Source organism: Peribacillus sp. P4_C12 (assembly GCF_056402095.1).
On the sequence record NZ_JBFUIB010000067.1, the window covers coordinates 1 to 15613 of the forward strand.

Below are 15613 nucleotides of genomic sequence, written 5' to 3' on the forward strand. Positions count from 1 at the left end.
CTCAGTAATTCTGTCACTAGAAAGTGGCGAAGAGCTTCCGCCGAATGAAATTGGTGAGATTGCAATAAAAGGGCCGCAGGTAATGCAGGGATACTGGAATCGCCCGGAAGAAACGGAAAACACATTTAAAAACGGCTGGCTGCTTACAGGCGATTTAGGTTACATGGATGAGCAAGGTTTCTTTTATGTAGTCGAAAGGAAAAAAGATACAATCATTGCAGGCGGCTTCAATATTTACCCTCGTGAGGTCGAAGAAGTACTATATGAGCATGAGGCTATTCAGGAGGTAGTTGTGGCAGGAATTCCAGATCCATATCGTGGTGAGACGGTCAAAGCCTATGTCGTTCTGAAAAAAGATGCAAGTGTGACAGAAGAAGAGTTGAATAAGTTTGCGAGAAAGAGTCTAGCTTCCTATAAAGTACCGCGCAGCTATGAATTTAGAGAGGAACTTCCTAAAACGACGATTGGAAAGATATTACGCAGAGTTCTTATTGATGAAGAAAAGAAAAAAATATCAGAGGAAAGAAAAGAAGCGTAAAGAAGCTTAACCTTCTTACGGAGCAGTTGTTCATATAGCTCCGTGTTTTTACAGAACAACTGGACAACCTAAAGATCTGAGTTGTACAATAAACATATTGGAAAGTGTAGGACCCTTAAGAAGTTTTTGCTTGACAGTAAAGGGGCGCCATTTTATGATAGAAATATGAATGATGATTCATTCATTTTCTGAAAGGGGACATCCAGTGAAAAGCAACAGACCGAAGTATAATCAAATTATTGATGCAGCCGTTATCATCATCGCCCAAAACGGCTATTATCAAGCACAAGTATCCAAAATCGCCAAGCAAGCAGGCGTAGCGGATGGCACCATTTATCTTTATTTTAAAAATAAAGAAGATATTTTAATATCATTATTTCATGAAAAGATGGGCTATTTTGTAGAACAGATTGAAGAAGAACTTAAGGGAAAGAGCTCAGCTTCAGAAAAGCTGTATGTGCTCATTCAAAAACATTTTCAAATCCTTTCAGAAGACGTGAATTTAGCAATCGTCACTCAGTTGGAATTAAGACAGTCGAATAAAGAATTACGCCTAAGAATTAATGATGTGTTAAGAGGATATTTAAATTTAATTGATCAGATCATTATAGAAGGAAAAGAGAACGGCGAATTTCTGCCTGATTTAAATCATTTACTTGCTAGGCAGATGATTTTTGGAACGATTGACGAAACAGCGACAACTTGGGTGATGAATGAGCAAAAGTATTCACTCTCAGACCTTTCAAAAGATGTTCACCGCCTTCTACTGGGTGGATGCAGCTTGAAAAGTTAACGATTTTAATAGAGGGTGGCTTAGTCATCCTCAAAAAAATCGATTAATCAGCTTTCCAGTTTTATGGGGAAGTGATACATATTGAATTTTCAAAAAAGTTTGACTAGCATGCCGGGAGGGATATATATGGAATACCTTAAGCTTTCAATCGAGAATCATGTTGCTTTTATAACGATTAATCATGCACCTGCAAACGCGTTGTCTTCGGTAATCATTAGAGAGCTGTCACAAGCCTTCGATCAAATTGAGGAGAACGAGAACGTACGGGTTGTCCTTCTTCATGGAGAAGGTAGGTTTTTCTCTGCTGGAGCAGACATTAAAGAGTTTACAGAAGTAGAAAACGGTAAAGCTTTCGAGAAACTGACCAAAAATGGTCAATCTGTATTTGAAAAAATTGAATCTTTTCCAAAACCGGTTATTGCAGCTATTCATGGAGCAGCGCTTGGCGGGGGATTGGAACTGGCTATGGCCTGTCACATCCGTTTAGTAACAGAACGAGCAAAACTAGGTTTGCCTGAGCTACAGCTTGGATTAATTCCTGGATTTGCTGGCACACAACGGTTACCTCGTTATGTCGGTACGGCAAAGGCCGCTGAAATGCTATTTACAAGTGAGCCAATTACAGGAGTACAAGCTGTGCAATGTGGATTAGCTAATCATGCCTTCACAGATGAAGAACTTATTCCGAAAGCGAAGGAATTAGCCTTTAAAATTGCTAAGAAAAGCCCTCTTGCATTAAAGTCGACTATTGAACTATTAAATTATACTAAGCATGATTCCTACTATAAAGGTGTAGAAAGAGAAGCTGTCCTATTCTGCCAAGCCTTCGATACTGCTGATGCAAAAGAAGGAATTGGTGCTTTTATCGAAAAAAGAGAAGCAATATTTAAAGGGAAATAGTAGTGGTGTTTCATTTCAAAACTAGTGAATTAATAACTTATTTTTATACATTATGCAGGATTTTGGTGAAATCTGTAGAATACAAAGTAGTATGTTTAAAAAATTCATAATCTTCAAAACTCAAATTATTCGGGAGGTATTATCGTGAACATTTATGTGCTGCTGAAAAGAACATTTGATACAGAAGAAAAAATTACACTTTCTAACGGGAAAATTAATGAGGATGGAGCAGAATTCATCATTAACCCATACGATGAGTATGCTGTAGAAGAAGCAATCCAAGTTCGTGATGCACAAGGTGGAGAAGTAACGGTTATTTCCGTTGGAACTGAAGAAGCTGAAAAGCAATTGCGCACTGCGCTTGCTATGGGTGCTGACAAAGCCGTATTAATAAATATTGAAGACGACATAGAAAATGGCGATCAATTCACGACTGCCAAAATTATTGGTGAATACTTAAAAGGTAAAAATGCTGATTTAATCATTGCTGGGAACGTAGCAATCGACGGCGGTTCTGGCCAAGTAGGTCCGCGCGTTGCTGAGATTTTGGGAATTCCATATATTACAACAATCACTAAATTGGACATCGCTGCTGGAAATGTAAGCGTTATCCGTGACGTTGAAGGAGATTCTGAAACAATCGAAGCTTCTCTTCCATTGCTAGTAACAGCTCAACAAGGATTAAACGAACCGCGTTATCCTTCTTTGCCAGGAATCATGAAAGCGAAGAAAAAACCACTGGAAAAATTAGAATTGGACGACTTGGATTTGGAAGAAGAAGATGTTGAAGCAAAAACAAAAACAATTGAAATCTACCTTCCTGCTAAAAAAGAGGCTGGAAAAGTGCTGAACGGCGAGATTAGCGATCAAGTTAGCGAACTTGTTCAATTATTACGCAGTGAAGCAAAAGTAATTTAATAGAAGCGGTTCTTTTCAAAATATACTACACACAACAAAAAGATAAAATAGAGCACAGGAGGTTTTTATAAATGGCTAGAAAGTTTCTTGTATTGGGCGAAGTTCGCGACGGTTCACTAAGAAATGTATCATTTGAAGCAATCGGTGCGGCTAAACTTGCAGCGGATGGCGGAGAAATCGTAGGTGTTTTAGTTGGTGACAGTGTTCAAAATTTTGGGAATGAATTGATCCAGTATGGTGCAGACCGAGTTGTAGCAGTTGAAAATGATCAATTAAAACAATATACATCAGATGGTTATGCGCAAAGCTTGCTTGCTGTCATAGAGCAGGAAAAACCAGAAGGCATTTTCTTCGGTCATACTGCACTAGGAAAAGATCTAGCGCCAAAACTAGCTGGTAAGCTTGAATCAGGTTTAATCTCCGATGTTACTTCTATAGAAGAAGAAGGCGGAAACATCGTTTTCACTCGCCCGATTTATTCTGGTAAAGCATTTGAAAAGAAAATTGTCACAGCTGGAATTGTGTTTGCAACTGTTCGTCCAAACAATATTGAACCATTAGCGAAAGATGAGTCCCGTTCTGGTGATGTTTCTACATTAAGTGTAGATATTAAAGACTTGCGTACGATTATTAAAGATGTTGTGAGAAAAGCAAGTGAAGGGGTCGACCTTTCAGAAGCAAAAGTAGTCATTGCCGGCGGACGTGGCGTAAAAAGTGAAGACGGTTTTGAACCATTAAAGGAACTTGCTCAAGTTCTTGGCGGTGCAGTCGGTGCTTCTCGTGGTGCATGTGATGCAGACTATTGCGATTACTCTTTGCAAATCGGCCAAACGGGTAAAGTTGTTACGCCAGACCTATATATTGCCTGCGGAATTTCTGGAGCTATTCAGCATTTAGCTGGTATGTCCAACTCTAAAGTTATCGTTGCCATCAATAAAGATCCAGAAGCTAACATTTTTAACGTAGCTGATTATGGAATTGTCGGAGATCTTTTTGAAGTCATTCCATTACTAACAGAAGAATTCAAAAAGTTAAAAGTGAACGCGTAATCGAAAGCATTTAAAGTATAAACAATATAGGTAAGGAACAAGGCATTTGACAGTTAGCTGATAAATGCCTTGTTTTTTTTTGTGTTGTAATTTTAATGAATTATTAAGCTATCAGGAAGAGCTAAGAAACCTGTATATTTACTCTGTTTTTGGACATCCTACCACTGAAGCAAAATATTAGCATCGATTCTAGTAACAATGGTATACTGTCTTTAGTTATTTGAGTAAATTTGAGGAGGATATATATATGGCTATTGTAAATGCAACTGACCAAACTTTCACAACTGATACTAGCGAAGGTGTCGTTCTTGTAGACTTCTGGGCTCCATGGTGTGGACCTTGTAAAATGATTGCTCCTGTTCTTCAAGAACTTGATACTGAAATTGGCGACACAGCTAAAATCGTAAAAGTGGATGTAGACGAAAACCAAGAAACAGCTGGGAAATTCGGCGTAATGAGCATTCCGACATTAATCGTCCTAAAAGACGGTGAAGTAGTAGATAAAGTTGTTGGTTTCCAACCTAAAGAAGCTCTTGCTGAACTTATTGCAAAACACGCTTAATATTAAGATAGCTAAAAAAAGCTTCAAGTCTGTGGACTTGAAGCTTTTTTCGCTATCTTGATATATAATTAATTGTAAAAAGGGAGAACAGGAGGCTGAATGTATGAACCAGCAAATAAAGAATAAACTTGCCCTTCTTCCCGATCAACCAGGTTGTTATTTAATGAAGGATCGTCAGGGAACGATCATTTATGTAGGAAAAGCGAAAGTATTAAAAAACCGTGTGCGCTCTTATTTCACCGGTTCCCATGATGGGAAAACGTTCCGACTCGTTAATGAGATAGACGATTTTGAATACATCGTTACCTCGTCAAATATTGAGGCTCTCATTTTAGAGTTAAACTTAATCAAAAAACATGATCCAAAATATAATATCATGCTGAAGGATGACAAGACGTATCCATTCATCAAGTTGACTGCTGAACGGCATCCACGTCTAATCATTACGAGAAAAGTCAAAAAAGATAAAGGTAAATATTTCGGTCCGTATCCGAATGCCTTTGCGGCCAATGAAACGAAAAAATTACTCGACCGCATCTATCCTCTTAGAAAATGCAATACCCTACCGGATCGCGTTTGTCTCTATTACCACCTCGGGCAGTGCCTGGCTCCATGTGTGTATGATGTAGAGGAACAGGTATATAAAAAAATGGTGGATGATATCAACCGATTTTTAAACGGCGGCCATACTGAGATAAAAAAAGAACTGACAGAAAAAATGTTAGAGGCATCAGAAGAGCTTGATTTCGAAAGGGCAAAGGAGTTCCGTGACAAAATTGCCCACATCGATATCACGATGGAGAAGCAAAAAATGATGACGACTGATTTTATCGACCGTGATGTATTTGGCTATGCCTATGATAAAGGCTGGATGTGTGTTCAGGTATTTTTTGTGCGACAAGGGAAATTGATAGAAAGGGATGTTTCCCTGTTTCCAGTGTATGATGAACCGGATCAGGAACTTCTTACATTCCTAGGTCAGTTTTACGAGATTACCAATCACTTTAAACCAAAGGAAATTTTGCTGCCAGAGTCAGTAGATGCGGAAATGGCTGAAGGGCTGCTTGGTGTGAAGACGATTCATCCAAAACGGGGATCGAAAAAGGATATGCTTAAATTGGCGAATAAAAATGCCGCCATAGCCCTTCAGGAAAAGTTTTCTTTGATTGAACGAGATGAAGAAAGAACGATCAATGCGGTGGAAAATCTTGGGGTGCAATTAGGTATCTATACGCCGCATCGGATTGAGGCTTTTGATAACTCGAACATTCAGGGCAGTGATCCGGTATCCGCTTTAGTTGTGTTTATCGACGGGAAGCCGGAAAAAAGAGAGTATCGCAAATATAAAATCAAAACTGTCCAGGGACCTGATGACTATGAATCGATGCGTGAAGTTGTACGCAGAAGATATTCACGCGTTTTAAAAGAAGGGCTGCCACTTCCGGATTTAATCATTATTGATGGTGGAAAGGGACATGTGGAGGCTGTTCGAGATATTTTAGAAAATGAACTGGGTCTTGATATTCCGCTTTCTGGTCTCATTAAGGATGAAAAGCACAGAACATCGCAATTGATGATTGGCAATCCACTGGAACTGGTACCGCTTGATTCGCGTAGCCAGGAATTTTATTTGTTGCAAAGAATTCAGGACGAAGTGCATCGGTTTGCGATTACGTTTCATCGCCAGCTACGCGGGAAAAATGCGGTTCACTCGCTGCTTGATGATATACCTGGAGTCGGAGAAAAACGAAGAAAGCAATTGTTAAGGCATTTTGGTTCATTGAAAAAAATTAAAGAGGCATCGGTAGAACAAATTATAGAGGCAGGCATGCCAAAAGGAGTAGCTGAAGGAATCGTTAGAAAATTGCAAGAATAATCTTGCTACCTACATTTCTCTATGCTATGATAAGAAGGAATTTTCAACTAGACAACTTAAAAGTGCTGATAGAGGTGCGGAATTCAAGAGTAAAAACCTGGAGAAGTATGAGCTTCGATGAAAGGTTTTGAAAGGGGATAACGCCGAAGGAAGACAAGACTCATACCTTGTTTTTCTGGTCTGACATTTAATAAATGGCGGATTGTCAGGGGGTATACCCTGGAGAGCTATCTCACTGTGTTTACTGTATTAAATACGTGATCACAGCAATGAGATATTTCTCATTGCTTTTTTTATTGCCTAAAAAAGATAAAGAGGGTGCATTAGGATGGCATTAATCGTTCAAAAATTTGGCGGGACATCCGTCGGTAGTGTCGAGAAAATCAAAAATGTTGCCAATCGAGTAATCGAGGAAGCAGAGAATGGGAATGAGGTAGTCGTCGTTGTTTCAGCTATGGGGAAAACAACAGATGAATTAGTTTACATGGCTCAAGATATTTCCAAAAATCCAAGCAAGAGAGAGATGGATATGTTATTGACGACTGGAGAGCAGGTCACGATTTCCCTGTTAACAATGGCTTTAATTGAAGCGGGGCGTGAAGCTATTTCTTTCACCGGTTGGCAGGCTGGCATGCAAACAGAATCCGTTCATGGGAATGCCCGGATTTTAAACATTGATGCTTCGAGAATTCAAGCTCAGCTTCAGGCAAAGAAAATTGTGGTCGTTGCAGGTTTCCAAGGGAATGATGCAAATGGAGAAATCACGACACTAGGGCGGGGCGGGTCTGATACGACTGCAGTGGCTATTGCTGCAGCATTAAATGCGGACCGATGCGATATTTATACCGATGTAACGGGTGTATTTACAACAGATCCACGTTACATAAAAGACGCTCGAAAACTGCAATCTATTTCTTACGATGAAATGCTAGAACTTGCCAATCTAGGGGCGGGTGTCCTTCATCCAAGAGCTGTTGAGTATGCGAAAAACCACCAGATTCCGCTTGAAGTCCGTTCAAGTATGGAGAAAGAAGCAGGAACTACCATTGAGGAGGAAGCAACTATGGAAGAAAATTTAATTGTACGCGGTATTGCTTTTGAAGACAGTATTACAAGGGTCACAGTGAATGGTTTGCCTCGATCACTAGGATCATTATCCACAATTTTCATGACACTTGCAAAAAACCGGATAAACGTTGACATTATTATCCAAAGTATGACAACAGAGGATACAACAAACCTTTCTTTCTCCATAAAAAGTGAAGATACGGAAGCTGTTTTAAACGTGCTAGAAAACAATAAAGACCAATTGGCATTCGATAGAATAGAAACGGAGGGCGGATTGGCCAAAGTGTCTATCGTCGGTTCAGGAATGGTATCTAATCCGGGAGTGGCTGCCGAAATGTTTGAAGTGATGGCTAACACAGGTATCCAAGTGAAAATGGTCAGCACATCTGAAATTAAAGTCTCAACTGTCGTCAATGAAAAGGAAATGGTGAAGGCAGTCGAAGCACTTCATGAAGCGTTTAAATTAGGACAGCATGCAAAAGTGCTTGTTTGATTGCTTGGAGTCTAATGAAAAACAGACTTCCGACAAAAAGGGTAAGTCTGTTTTTGGTCTCATTAGATTGGGTCTCTAGGATCCCATTGAATGGTAAATGTCACTTTTTTTGCGCGGCGTTTGATTTCTTCTGTCGATTCACTTAAGAATTTTTTCTGCAGTGTAAACTGCTCGGCAAGGAAACCGGCTTCAAGTTGGAAGTGACAGTCAGGATAAAGATCTAGGCGACGGCTGATTATTTCTCCTGTTAAGGATAATTCCATCTCGGTTTTCGAAAACTTTATGATTTCAAGATGGCCCCAGCCTGCATTTTGGAAAAATGCAACAACTTCCTGTTCGCCATTCAGTGGGAATTTTCTCGCTAACTGTTTACCTGCCCAATAGAGAATTTGATTAGAATCTTTTCCGAGAATATCGTTCAATAAAACTTCTCTGATTAATTCGTAGCCGAAAGCTGGAACTTGAGATTCTTCTGTTTGAATTTCTTCTTCTTCTATCGCTGCAGCAATATTTTTTTTCATAGTTTATCGCCTCTTTCTGTAAATCTATTATAAACGTTTTTCTTTTGCAAATTATACTGTTTTTTTATTATTTCAATCGTAATTGGGAAAAAATGAGAAATTATTCCGGGATATTAATAGATTAATTACTAATTTCTCCAAGTTATAATCTTAACAATTAAAAATTATACAATTCTAACCAATAAAATCTATTCTGAAAAAGAGAATTCTTGTATCCGTTTTCTTGACGCACATAGAAGTCAGGAGTAAAATGGACATGTCACATAATTGTAAGAAAGTATAGGGATGTTTCAAACTCTATACTTTATTTTCACGCGGAGATAAAAGGTAGCCACCAGTTTATCTTTGCATGATTTTTCACAAATTAAGGGGGGGCACTTAGTGGCAAAAAATCGTGAGTTTGGGAATCGTAGACTTCATTCACTACTTGGAGTTATTCCGATCGGGCTGTTCTTGTTGGAACATTTAGTTACCAACTATATGGCAACAAAGGGACCGGAATCATTTAATTCAGCAGCACATTTCTTAGAAAGCATACCGTTTCGTTATTTCTTGGAAATCTTCATCATTTTCTTACCTTTGATTTATCATGCAGTTTACGGGATTTATATCGCGTTTACGGCTAAAAATAATTTGGGTAGATTTGGATTTTTCCGGAATTGGATGTTCTTTTTACAACGTCTAAGCGGAATCATTACGTTGATTTTCCTTGTTTGGCATGTTTGGTCAACTAGAATTCAAGCAGCATTAGGTACAGAGGTTGACTTTGACATGATGGCAGAGATTTTCTCTAATCCATTTATGATTGCATTTTATTTAGTTGGGGTCATTTCGACAATTTTCCACTTCTCTAATGGATTATGGTCATTTGCAGTGAGCTGGGGTCTAACAGTATCACCAAAATCGCAAAAAATCATGACTTACGTTACTTTGATCGTTTTCGTTCTTCTTTCTTATGTAGGGGTTAGCGCAATTTTCGCTTTCGTATAAGAAGATAGAGTTCATTTATAAGTATTAGGAAAAACATAGCTTTGCTAATGGAAATAAGGGAGTGACAGAATTGGGTAAAGGTAAAATTATTATCGTTGGTGGAGGTCTAGCTGGTTTAATGGCTACGATCAAAGCAGCAGAGCTGGGACAACAGGTTGATTTATTTTCTTTAGTACCTGTTAAACGCTCTCACTCAGTTTGTGCCCAAGGCGGAATCAATGGGGCAGTAAATACAAAAGGTGAAGGGGATTCTCCATATATCCACTTTGATGATACAGTTTATGGCGGAGATTTCTTAGCTAACCAACCACCGGTTAAAGCGATGTGCGATGCAGCACCATCGATTATCCATATGTTTGACCGTATGGGCGTAATGTTCAACCGTACTCCGGAAGGTCTTCTTGATTTCCGTCGTTTCGGTGGTACTCAACATAGCCGTACAGCATTTGCTGGTGCAACAACTGGTCAGCAATTACTTTATGCATTGGACGAGCAGGTTCGACGTTATGAAGTAGAAGGGCTTGTAACGAAATATGAAGGTTGGGAATTCCTTGGAGCTGTTATCGATGACGATCAAACAGCACGCGGTATCGTAGCACAGAACTTGACTTCAATGGAAATCAAATCATTCCCTGGCGACGCTGTCATCATGGCGAGCGGTGGTCCTGGAATCATTTTCGGTAAATCAACTAACTCAATGATTAATACAGGTTCAGCAGCATCCATTGTTTATCAACAAGGTGTAAATTATGCAAATGGTGAGTTCATTCAAATTCATCCAACTGCAATCCCTGGAGATGATAAGCTTCGTCTAATGAGTGAATCTGCTCGTGGTGAAGGTGGACGTATCTGGACATATAAAGACGGAAAACCTTGGTATTTCCTTGAAGAAAAATACCCTGCTTATGGTAACCTTGTACCTCGTGATATCGCGACTCGTGAAATCTTCGACGTATGTATGAACATGAAGCTTGGTATTAATGGAGAAAACATGGTTTACCTGGATCTTTCGCATAAAGACCCTAAAGAACTTGATATCAAACTTGGCGGAATCATTGAAATTTACGAGAAATTCATGGGTGAAGATCCTCGTAAAGTTCCAATGAAAATCTTCCCTGCAGTTCACTATTCTATGGGCGGACTTTGGGTGGATTATGACCAAATGACAAACATTAAAGGTTTATTTGCTGCAGGTGAGTGTGATTACTCTCAACATGGTGGTAACCGTTTAGGTGCGAATTCACTTCTTTCTGCAATCTTTGGTGGTTCAGTTGCTGGACCGAATGCAGTTAAATATATTGAAGGCCTTGATAAAACTTCAGAGTCTATTCCTTCTTCATTGTTTGATGGTTACGAAAAACAACAACAAGAAAAATGGAATGCAGTAATGTCTCTTGATGGTAATGAAAACGCGTATGTTCTACACAAAGAACTTGGTGAGTGGATGACACAGCATGTTACTGTAGTTCGTTACAATGACAAGTTGAAAGAAACTGACAACAAGATTCTTGAGTTGATGGAACGTTACAAGAAAATTAACATCAATGACACTGCTAAATGGAGCAACCAAGGGGCAGCCTTCACTAGACAGCTTCAAAACATGATGCAATTAGCACGTGTTATCACAATTGGTGCTTTAAACCGTGACGAAAGCCGCGGAGCTCATTACAAACCTGATTTCCCAGAACGTAATGATGATAAATTCATGAAAACGACAATGGCGACATTCAAAGGCTTGGATCAAGCACCTGAATTCCATTATGAAGATATTGATGTATCACTTATCGCACCACGTAAACGTGATTACACTACGAAACATTAAAGAGGGGGAGCAAAAAAATGGTTGAAACTAAATCTGAGACTAAAACAGTCCGTTTTATAATCACTCGTCAAGATACACCGGATTCAGCTCCTTATGATGAGGAATTTGAATTAGCGTACCGTCCGAATATGAATGTAATTTCCGCTCTAATGGAAATTCGTCGTAATCCAGTAACAGTACAAGGAAAACACACTACAGCAATCGCTTGGGACATGAACTGTCTTGAAGAAGTATGTGGTGCTTGTTCAATGGTTATCAATGGTAAACCTAGACAATCTTGTACAGCTCTTATTGACCAATTAGAACAGCCGGTTCGTCTTGCTCCAATGCGTACTTTCCCTGTTGTTCGTGACCTTCAAGTCGACCGTAGCCGTATGTTCGACTCATTGAAAAAGGTAAAAGCTTGGATTCCAATCGATGGTACGTACAATCTTGGACCAGGACCACGTATGCCAGAAAAGAAACGTCAATGGGCTTACGAATTATCTAAATGTATGACTTGTGGTGTATGTTTAGAAGCTTGTCCGAACGTAAACAGCAATTCAGACTTCATGGGACCACAACCATTATCACAAGTTCGTTTATTCAACGCACATCCAACTGGTGCAATGAACAAAGCTGAACGTTTAAATACAATTATGTCTGATGGGGGCCTTGCAAACTGCGGTAACTCACAAAACTGTGTGCAGTCTTGCCCTAAAGGAATTCCTTTGACTACATCGATTGCAGCATTAAACCGTGATACTACTATTCAACAATTCCGTAACTTCTTCGGAAGCGACGAAGTTTAATAATGAGAAAAGAACCTGTATCTTAGGATATAGGTTCTTTTTTTGTCTAAAAAAATGTGAACAGCTTCACATCTAAAATCTAAGGTGAGAAATATCGGATTTTAATGGTGGGGATATTATCTTTATATTGTTTTTTCTGGGGTTCTTTTTATTAAAGACTTATAATTGTGTCATTTATTCGTTTATAAAAATACGGAAAAACAAACTTCTAGTATAGAAAACAAGCCTAACGCTATCCTGGAGGTTCGTCAGTCTGAAAAGAACGAGAACGAATGTGTAACAGAGGTGTATGGAATCATTCATGTAACAACTCCTCAGGATATCTCCAACAATATCTACACGAATACATTGCTACTACATCCATCCCCAGAATATTCAATGAGTGTTTTAGATATTCAATACAAGGACCAAAATGGAGAATGTCGCCGTATTGAAACGTACCCGACTAAGCAGGTTGATAATAAAGAAGTTCCGGTGGAAATCACGGAAGCAGGAAAGTTAGTATTCTCTTTCCCAAAGAGAAAGATCACAGAACTGCAAATCAAGGTGAAACAGCCTTACTGGTTCCAGCATGACAATAAAAGAGTCTTTCTGTATGGATTCCAAGATATTGTGGAGTAAAGAGTTTCACAAGATACGGCAGAGTTTGTTACGAAGTTTTCATTAGAGGGGACAGATCGTCGCGTCACTAATGTAGGTTCACCAAACATAACAACACCGGTTGGTTGTCCTACATTTAACGATTACACAGCCAAACATGAATTGTACTTTGATGAAGGACTAACAGAGAAGTTTGATTTCTCAACTGATATCTTTCAACCGCTGCAAGTTGTTTACGGCAAAACAATATTAAAGACAGTTGCTTATCCTGAAATATACAATTCACACAATAAAACGACTATGTGGACTCCGACAAAAGCTAATATAAAGGTAGTACCAAAAGATAAACGAACTAAGAGGGATACTAATCTTAAGAGAAAATTTAGGACATGGTATATTAAAGAATATGGAGATCCAGGCTGGGGTGCAACTTGGCCAGGGCTTCAAGCACATCATGAATTGCCATTAGAATATGGCGGAACGAATTCGATGTCTAATGTATTTCCGTTGACAGAAGATCTCCATTGGAACACAGTATCTCCTTGGTGGAAAGCATATTAATTTAATTTTGGAGGGATAAGTAAATGAGTCATTTCGTGCATAACACCCTATCTGGACTTAAAAAATTGTTGAATAACAAAAATCAAATGAAGACAATATCACACGAAGGGGAAGTTGGTAACGTTTCTTGTTCTTTTAACGCTCCAATACAGACAACTGAAATTGAAATGTTTGAAAGGGAAAATAACATCAAGCTTCCTGAAGACTACAAGGCATTCTTAACACTCCATAATGGGGCAAGAATATATGAATTGATCGAAGAAGACGATATTAACATAGGGGGCGGGCTTCATTTATTTAGTTTAGATGAAGTAAAGGAAGCTCAAGAACTTGAGTTAATGGAGGGACTGGGGATTCCGATTGGACATTTATTGGAAGATTGTTTTCTCATATTAGATACAGAAAAACTAAAGAGTTCGGATCCAAATTACCTTAACATTTTGGAGTTTACAGAACTCGCAACTCCAAATCTTAATTTCGAAATTTTCCTAGACCGCTACATTATTTCACAAGGCGTAGTGTTTTGGGACTGGCCTATTTACACAGCTGAAAACTACTATACCACCAGGTAAAATAAATAATAAGAGCGATTGCTAATTAAATGCAGTCGCTCTTATTATTTATTATTTCGATTCGATTTCAAGTATCACTGTTTGTTTGTGTTTAGGATTTTTAGTTTTGTCTGTTTCGTAAATAACGTCTGCGGGATCGTTTATTTCAGATACTTCTTTAGAAGTCTTTTCTTTAGATGCCTTTACATTCGATTGAGAAGAACAACCAATTAACATTAAGCCAGCAAGTAAAATGACAGCATATTTTTTAATCATATTACAGCTCCTTATTCGTTTGTTAAAAGCATAGCATGGAAAGACATCACTTTTGTGTCACATTTTGAAAAAGAGGGGACAAATATTAAAATCCACTACTTCAACATAATACTTATTTAGTAGAAAGAGTGAGGTAATTAAATAAACGGCCCATAAAAATGACACAAATGTGTTGTCTATGAACCGGATACGATTTTTCTAATTGAAATTTTGTAAATGGAATCATATCATCGATATCCCAAATTTCACTCAGTACGCTGAATTGATTGGATTCATCTGGACGACTGAGATACCAAACTATCTCATTTGCAGATTTAGGTTCTATCTGATATAGATGTTCATCGTGGTTGTAATAGATGTTAACGATAGTCTTATTAGCAAAATCAGCTGTGCATTCTTCTACGATATCGTGATCGGTCAATCCGGGATCTAATACAATAAAGCTATTATTTGGGTGTATGTATGCTTCAACAATTGCGGGCTTTTCATTTTCAAATTCTTTTAATGCTTCTCTGATGCTTGATTCAGCAGCTGCAGGAAGTTCCTTAATAGCTCTCAAGCTAGTAAATTCCTCGTCCATCTGCAATTGAAAATAGTGTTGTGTAAAATAATAAAGTGGTCGAATCCATCATATTTACAGGATAAGAATATAAAATCCTTTCCATTATCTATTTTTTCTTATAAAATGAGTGAATAGTCATTCATTTTATAAGGGGGTGCACAGATTGAACAGAATATCATATATCGATAATATAAAAGAATGGGGCAGCGACTTTTCTTTTAAACATGAAATTAAGGTCCGTTTTTCGGAAACGGATATGTTCGGTCATTTGAATAATACGGTTCCATTTACCTATTTTGAGGAAGCACGAATTGAGTATTTTAATAGCATGGGTTTTATGAAGGATTGGACATCGGATGGAAGCAATGAGATACCGGTTGTTGCCGATTTACAATGTGATTATATCCAGCAGGTTTTTTTTAACGATCAATTGATGATCCATGTAAAAGCGGCCCATGTCGGGAATTCTTCTGTGGACATTCATTACATGGGAACCAAACAAGATGGTTCGGTTTGCTTGACGGGTAGAGGAACTATTGTCCAAGTCTCTAAAACCACTGGGAATCCGATTCCTTGGCCGGAAGAGATGAAGGAATGTATGGCGCGAACAAAGGTCAAACATTCTTAAATAAAGTTTCAATTAGACAAGTAAAAGAGTCACTCCCTTGMCCCAGCTGACATACTATATCTTGACTAAATAGACACCCACTCCGGGTTTTATGCTGGTGAAGGCAAGGAGGGT

The 15613-nt window shown here is 38.6% G+C and carries 18 protein-coding genes and 1 riboswitch; of the genes, 15 read left to right on the forward strand and 3 right to left on the reverse strand.

The features are described 5' to 3' along the window. The 8 genes from AC1DUW_RS11925 to AC1DUW_RS11960 all read left to right on the forward strand — a co-directional run. Positions 1-538 (forward strand): AMP-binding enzyme (locus AC1DUW_RS11925; RefSeq protein WP_477642601.1); only part of this gene is annotated, 538 nt, incomplete at its 5' end. 205 nt (positions 539-743) lie between these two features. Beyond that, a complete protein-coding gene (locus AC1DUW_RS11930; RefSeq protein ID WP_477642602.1) occupies positions 744-1331 on the forward strand; it encodes a TetR/AcrR family transcriptional regulator in 588 nt (195 codons plus the stop codon). A gap of 126 nt (positions 1332-1457) precedes the next feature. After that, positions 1458-2231, forward strand: a complete 774-nt coding sequence (locus AC1DUW_RS11935) for an enoyl-CoA hydratase (protein ID WP_053347223.1) — start codon at positions 1458-1460, stop codon at positions 2229-2231. Positions 2232-2375: 144 nt separating this feature from the next. Further along, a complete protein-coding gene (locus AC1DUW_RS11940) occupies positions 2376-3149 on the forward strand; it encodes an electron transfer flavoprotein subunit beta/FixA family protein (RefSeq protein ID WP_053347222.1) in 774 nt (257 codons plus the stop codon). Positions 3150-3220: 71 nt separating this feature from the next. Further along, positions 3221-4198, forward strand: a complete 978-nt coding sequence (locus AC1DUW_RS11945) for an electron transfer flavoprotein subunit alpha/FixB family protein (RefSeq protein WP_053347221.1) — start codon at positions 3221-3223, stop codon at positions 4196-4198. A 241-nt stretch (positions 4199-4439) separates the two neighbouring features. Then, complete coding sequence (gene trxA, locus AC1DUW_RS11950) at positions 4440-4760, forward strand: thioredoxin (protein WP_328113193.1); 321 nt, start codon at positions 4440-4442, stop codon at positions 4758-4760. A 103-nt stretch (positions 4761-4863) separates the two neighbouring features. Then, a complete protein-coding gene (uvrC, locus tag AC1DUW_RS11955) occupies positions 4864-6636 on the forward strand; it encodes an excinuclease ABC subunit UvrC (protein WP_477642603.1) in 1773 nt (590 codons plus the stop codon). 61 nt (positions 6637-6697) lie between these two features. Next, a riboswitch (Lysine riboswitch) is annotated at positions 6698-6874 on the forward strand. A gap of 90 nt (positions 6875-6964) precedes the next feature. After that, positions 6965-8197 carry an aspartate kinase gene (locus AC1DUW_RS11960; RefSeq protein WP_477642604.1) on the forward strand — a complete coding sequence of 411 codons (1233 nt, stop codon included), beginning with the start codon at positions 6965-6967 and terminating at the stop codon, positions 8195-8197. 62 nt (positions 8198-8259) lie between these two features. Here the strand turns inward: AC1DUW_RS11960 and AC1DUW_RS11965 are convergent, their stop codons facing one another. Further along, positions 8260-8718, reverse strand: a complete 459-nt coding sequence (locus tag AC1DUW_RS11965) for a YslB family protein (RefSeq protein ID WP_477642605.1) — start codon at positions 8716-8718, stop codon at positions 8260-8262. A 381-nt stretch (positions 8719-9099) separates the two neighbouring features. On the opposite strand from AC1DUW_RS11965, the gene AC1DUW_RS11970 reads away from it, so the two are divergent. The 6 genes from AC1DUW_RS11970 (at position 9100) to AC1DUW_RS11995 (ending at position 14054) form a co-directional block, all read left to right on the forward strand. After that, on the forward strand, positions 9100-9708 hold the full coding sequence (locus AC1DUW_RS11970; RefSeq protein ID WP_053347217.1) for a succinate dehydrogenase cytochrome b558 subunit: 609 nt from the start codon (positions 9100-9102) through the stop codon (positions 9706-9708). Between the two features lie 70 nt (positions 9709-9778). Beyond that, positions 9779-11530: a succinate dehydrogenase flavoprotein subunit gene (gene sdhA, locus AC1DUW_RS11975; RefSeq protein ID WP_053347216.1), complete on the forward strand. Its 1752-nt coding sequence runs from the start codon at positions 9779-9781 to the stop codon at positions 11528-11530. Between the two features lie 17 nt (positions 11531-11547). Next, positions 11548-12321: a succinate dehydrogenase iron-sulfur subunit gene (gene sdhB / locus AC1DUW_RS11980; protein WP_053347215.1), complete on the forward strand. Its 774-nt coding sequence runs from the start codon at positions 11548-11550 to the stop codon at positions 12319-12321. Positions 12322-12486: 165 nt separating this feature from the next. Beyond that, entirely contained in the window at positions 12487-12942 is a 456-nt protein-coding gene (locus AC1DUW_RS11985) for a hypothetical protein (protein ID WP_477642606.1), read from the forward strand. Positions 12943-13083: 141 nt separating this feature from the next. Further along, positions 13084-13482, forward strand: a complete 399-nt coding sequence (locus AC1DUW_RS11990; protein WP_477642607.1) for a hypothetical protein — start codon at positions 13084-13086, stop codon at positions 13480-13482. Between the two features lie 23 nt (positions 13483-13505). Continuing rightward, complete coding sequence (locus tag AC1DUW_RS11995) at positions 13506-14054, forward strand: SMI1/KNR4 family protein (RefSeq protein WP_053347212.1); 549 nt, start codon at positions 13506-13508, stop codon at positions 14052-14054. Between the two features lie 51 nt (positions 14055-14105). Here the strand turns inward: AC1DUW_RS11995 and AC1DUW_RS12000 are convergent, their stop codons facing one another. Both AC1DUW_RS12000 and AC1DUW_RS12005 read right to left on the reverse strand, forming a co-directional pair. Continuing rightward, complete coding sequence (locus AC1DUW_RS12000) at positions 14106-14309, reverse strand: hypothetical protein (RefSeq protein WP_053347211.1); 204 nt, start codon at positions 14307-14309, stop codon at positions 14106-14108. Between the two features lie 112 nt (positions 14310-14421). Further along, entirely contained in the window at positions 14422-14895 is a 474-nt protein-coding gene (locus AC1DUW_RS12005) for a hypothetical protein (RefSeq protein WP_477642608.1), read from the reverse strand. A gap of 139 nt (positions 14896-15034) precedes the next feature. On the opposite strand from AC1DUW_RS12005, the gene AC1DUW_RS12010 reads away from it, so the two are divergent. Continuing rightward, a complete protein-coding gene (locus AC1DUW_RS12010; RefSeq protein WP_053347209.1) occupies positions 15035-15499 on the forward strand; it encodes an acyl-CoA thioesterase in 465 nt (154 codons plus the stop codon). Positions 15500-15613 lie beyond the last annotated feature (114 nt).

Excerpts from the sequence above, each read along its gene's own strand:
- AC1DUW_RS11945 (WP_053347221.1), top strand. The coding sequence starts at position 3,221 with ATGGCTAGAAAGTTTCTTGTATTGGGCGAAGTTCGCGACGGTTCACTA.
- AC1DUW_RS11960 (WP_477642604.1), top strand. The coding sequence starts at position 6,965 with ATGGCATTAATCGTTCAAAAATTTGGCGGGACATCCGTCGGTAGTGTC.
- sdhB (WP_053347215.1), top strand. The coding sequence starts at position 11,548 with ATGGTTGAAACTAAATCTGAGACTAAAACAGTCCGTTTTATAATCACT.
- uvrC (WP_477642603.1), top strand. The coding sequence starts at position 4,864 with ATGAACCAGCAAATAAAGAATAAACTTGCCCTTCTTCCCGATCAACCA.
- AC1DUW_RS11935 (WP_053347223.1), top strand. The coding sequence starts at position 1,458 with ATGGAATACCTTAAGCTTTCAATCGAGAATCATGTTGCTTTTATAACG.
- AC1DUW_RS11995 (WP_053347212.1), top strand. The coding sequence starts at position 13,506 with ATGAGTCATTTCGTGCATAACACCCTATCTGGACTTAAAAAATTGTTG.
- AC1DUW_RS12000 (WP_053347211.1), bottom strand. The coding sequence starts at position 14,309 with ATGATTAAAAAATATGCTGTCATTTTACTTGCTGGCTTAATGTTAATT.
- AC1DUW_RS11965 (WP_477642605.1), bottom strand. The coding sequence starts at position 8,718 with ATGAAAAAAAATATTGCTGCAGCGATAGAAGAAGAAGAAATTCAAACA.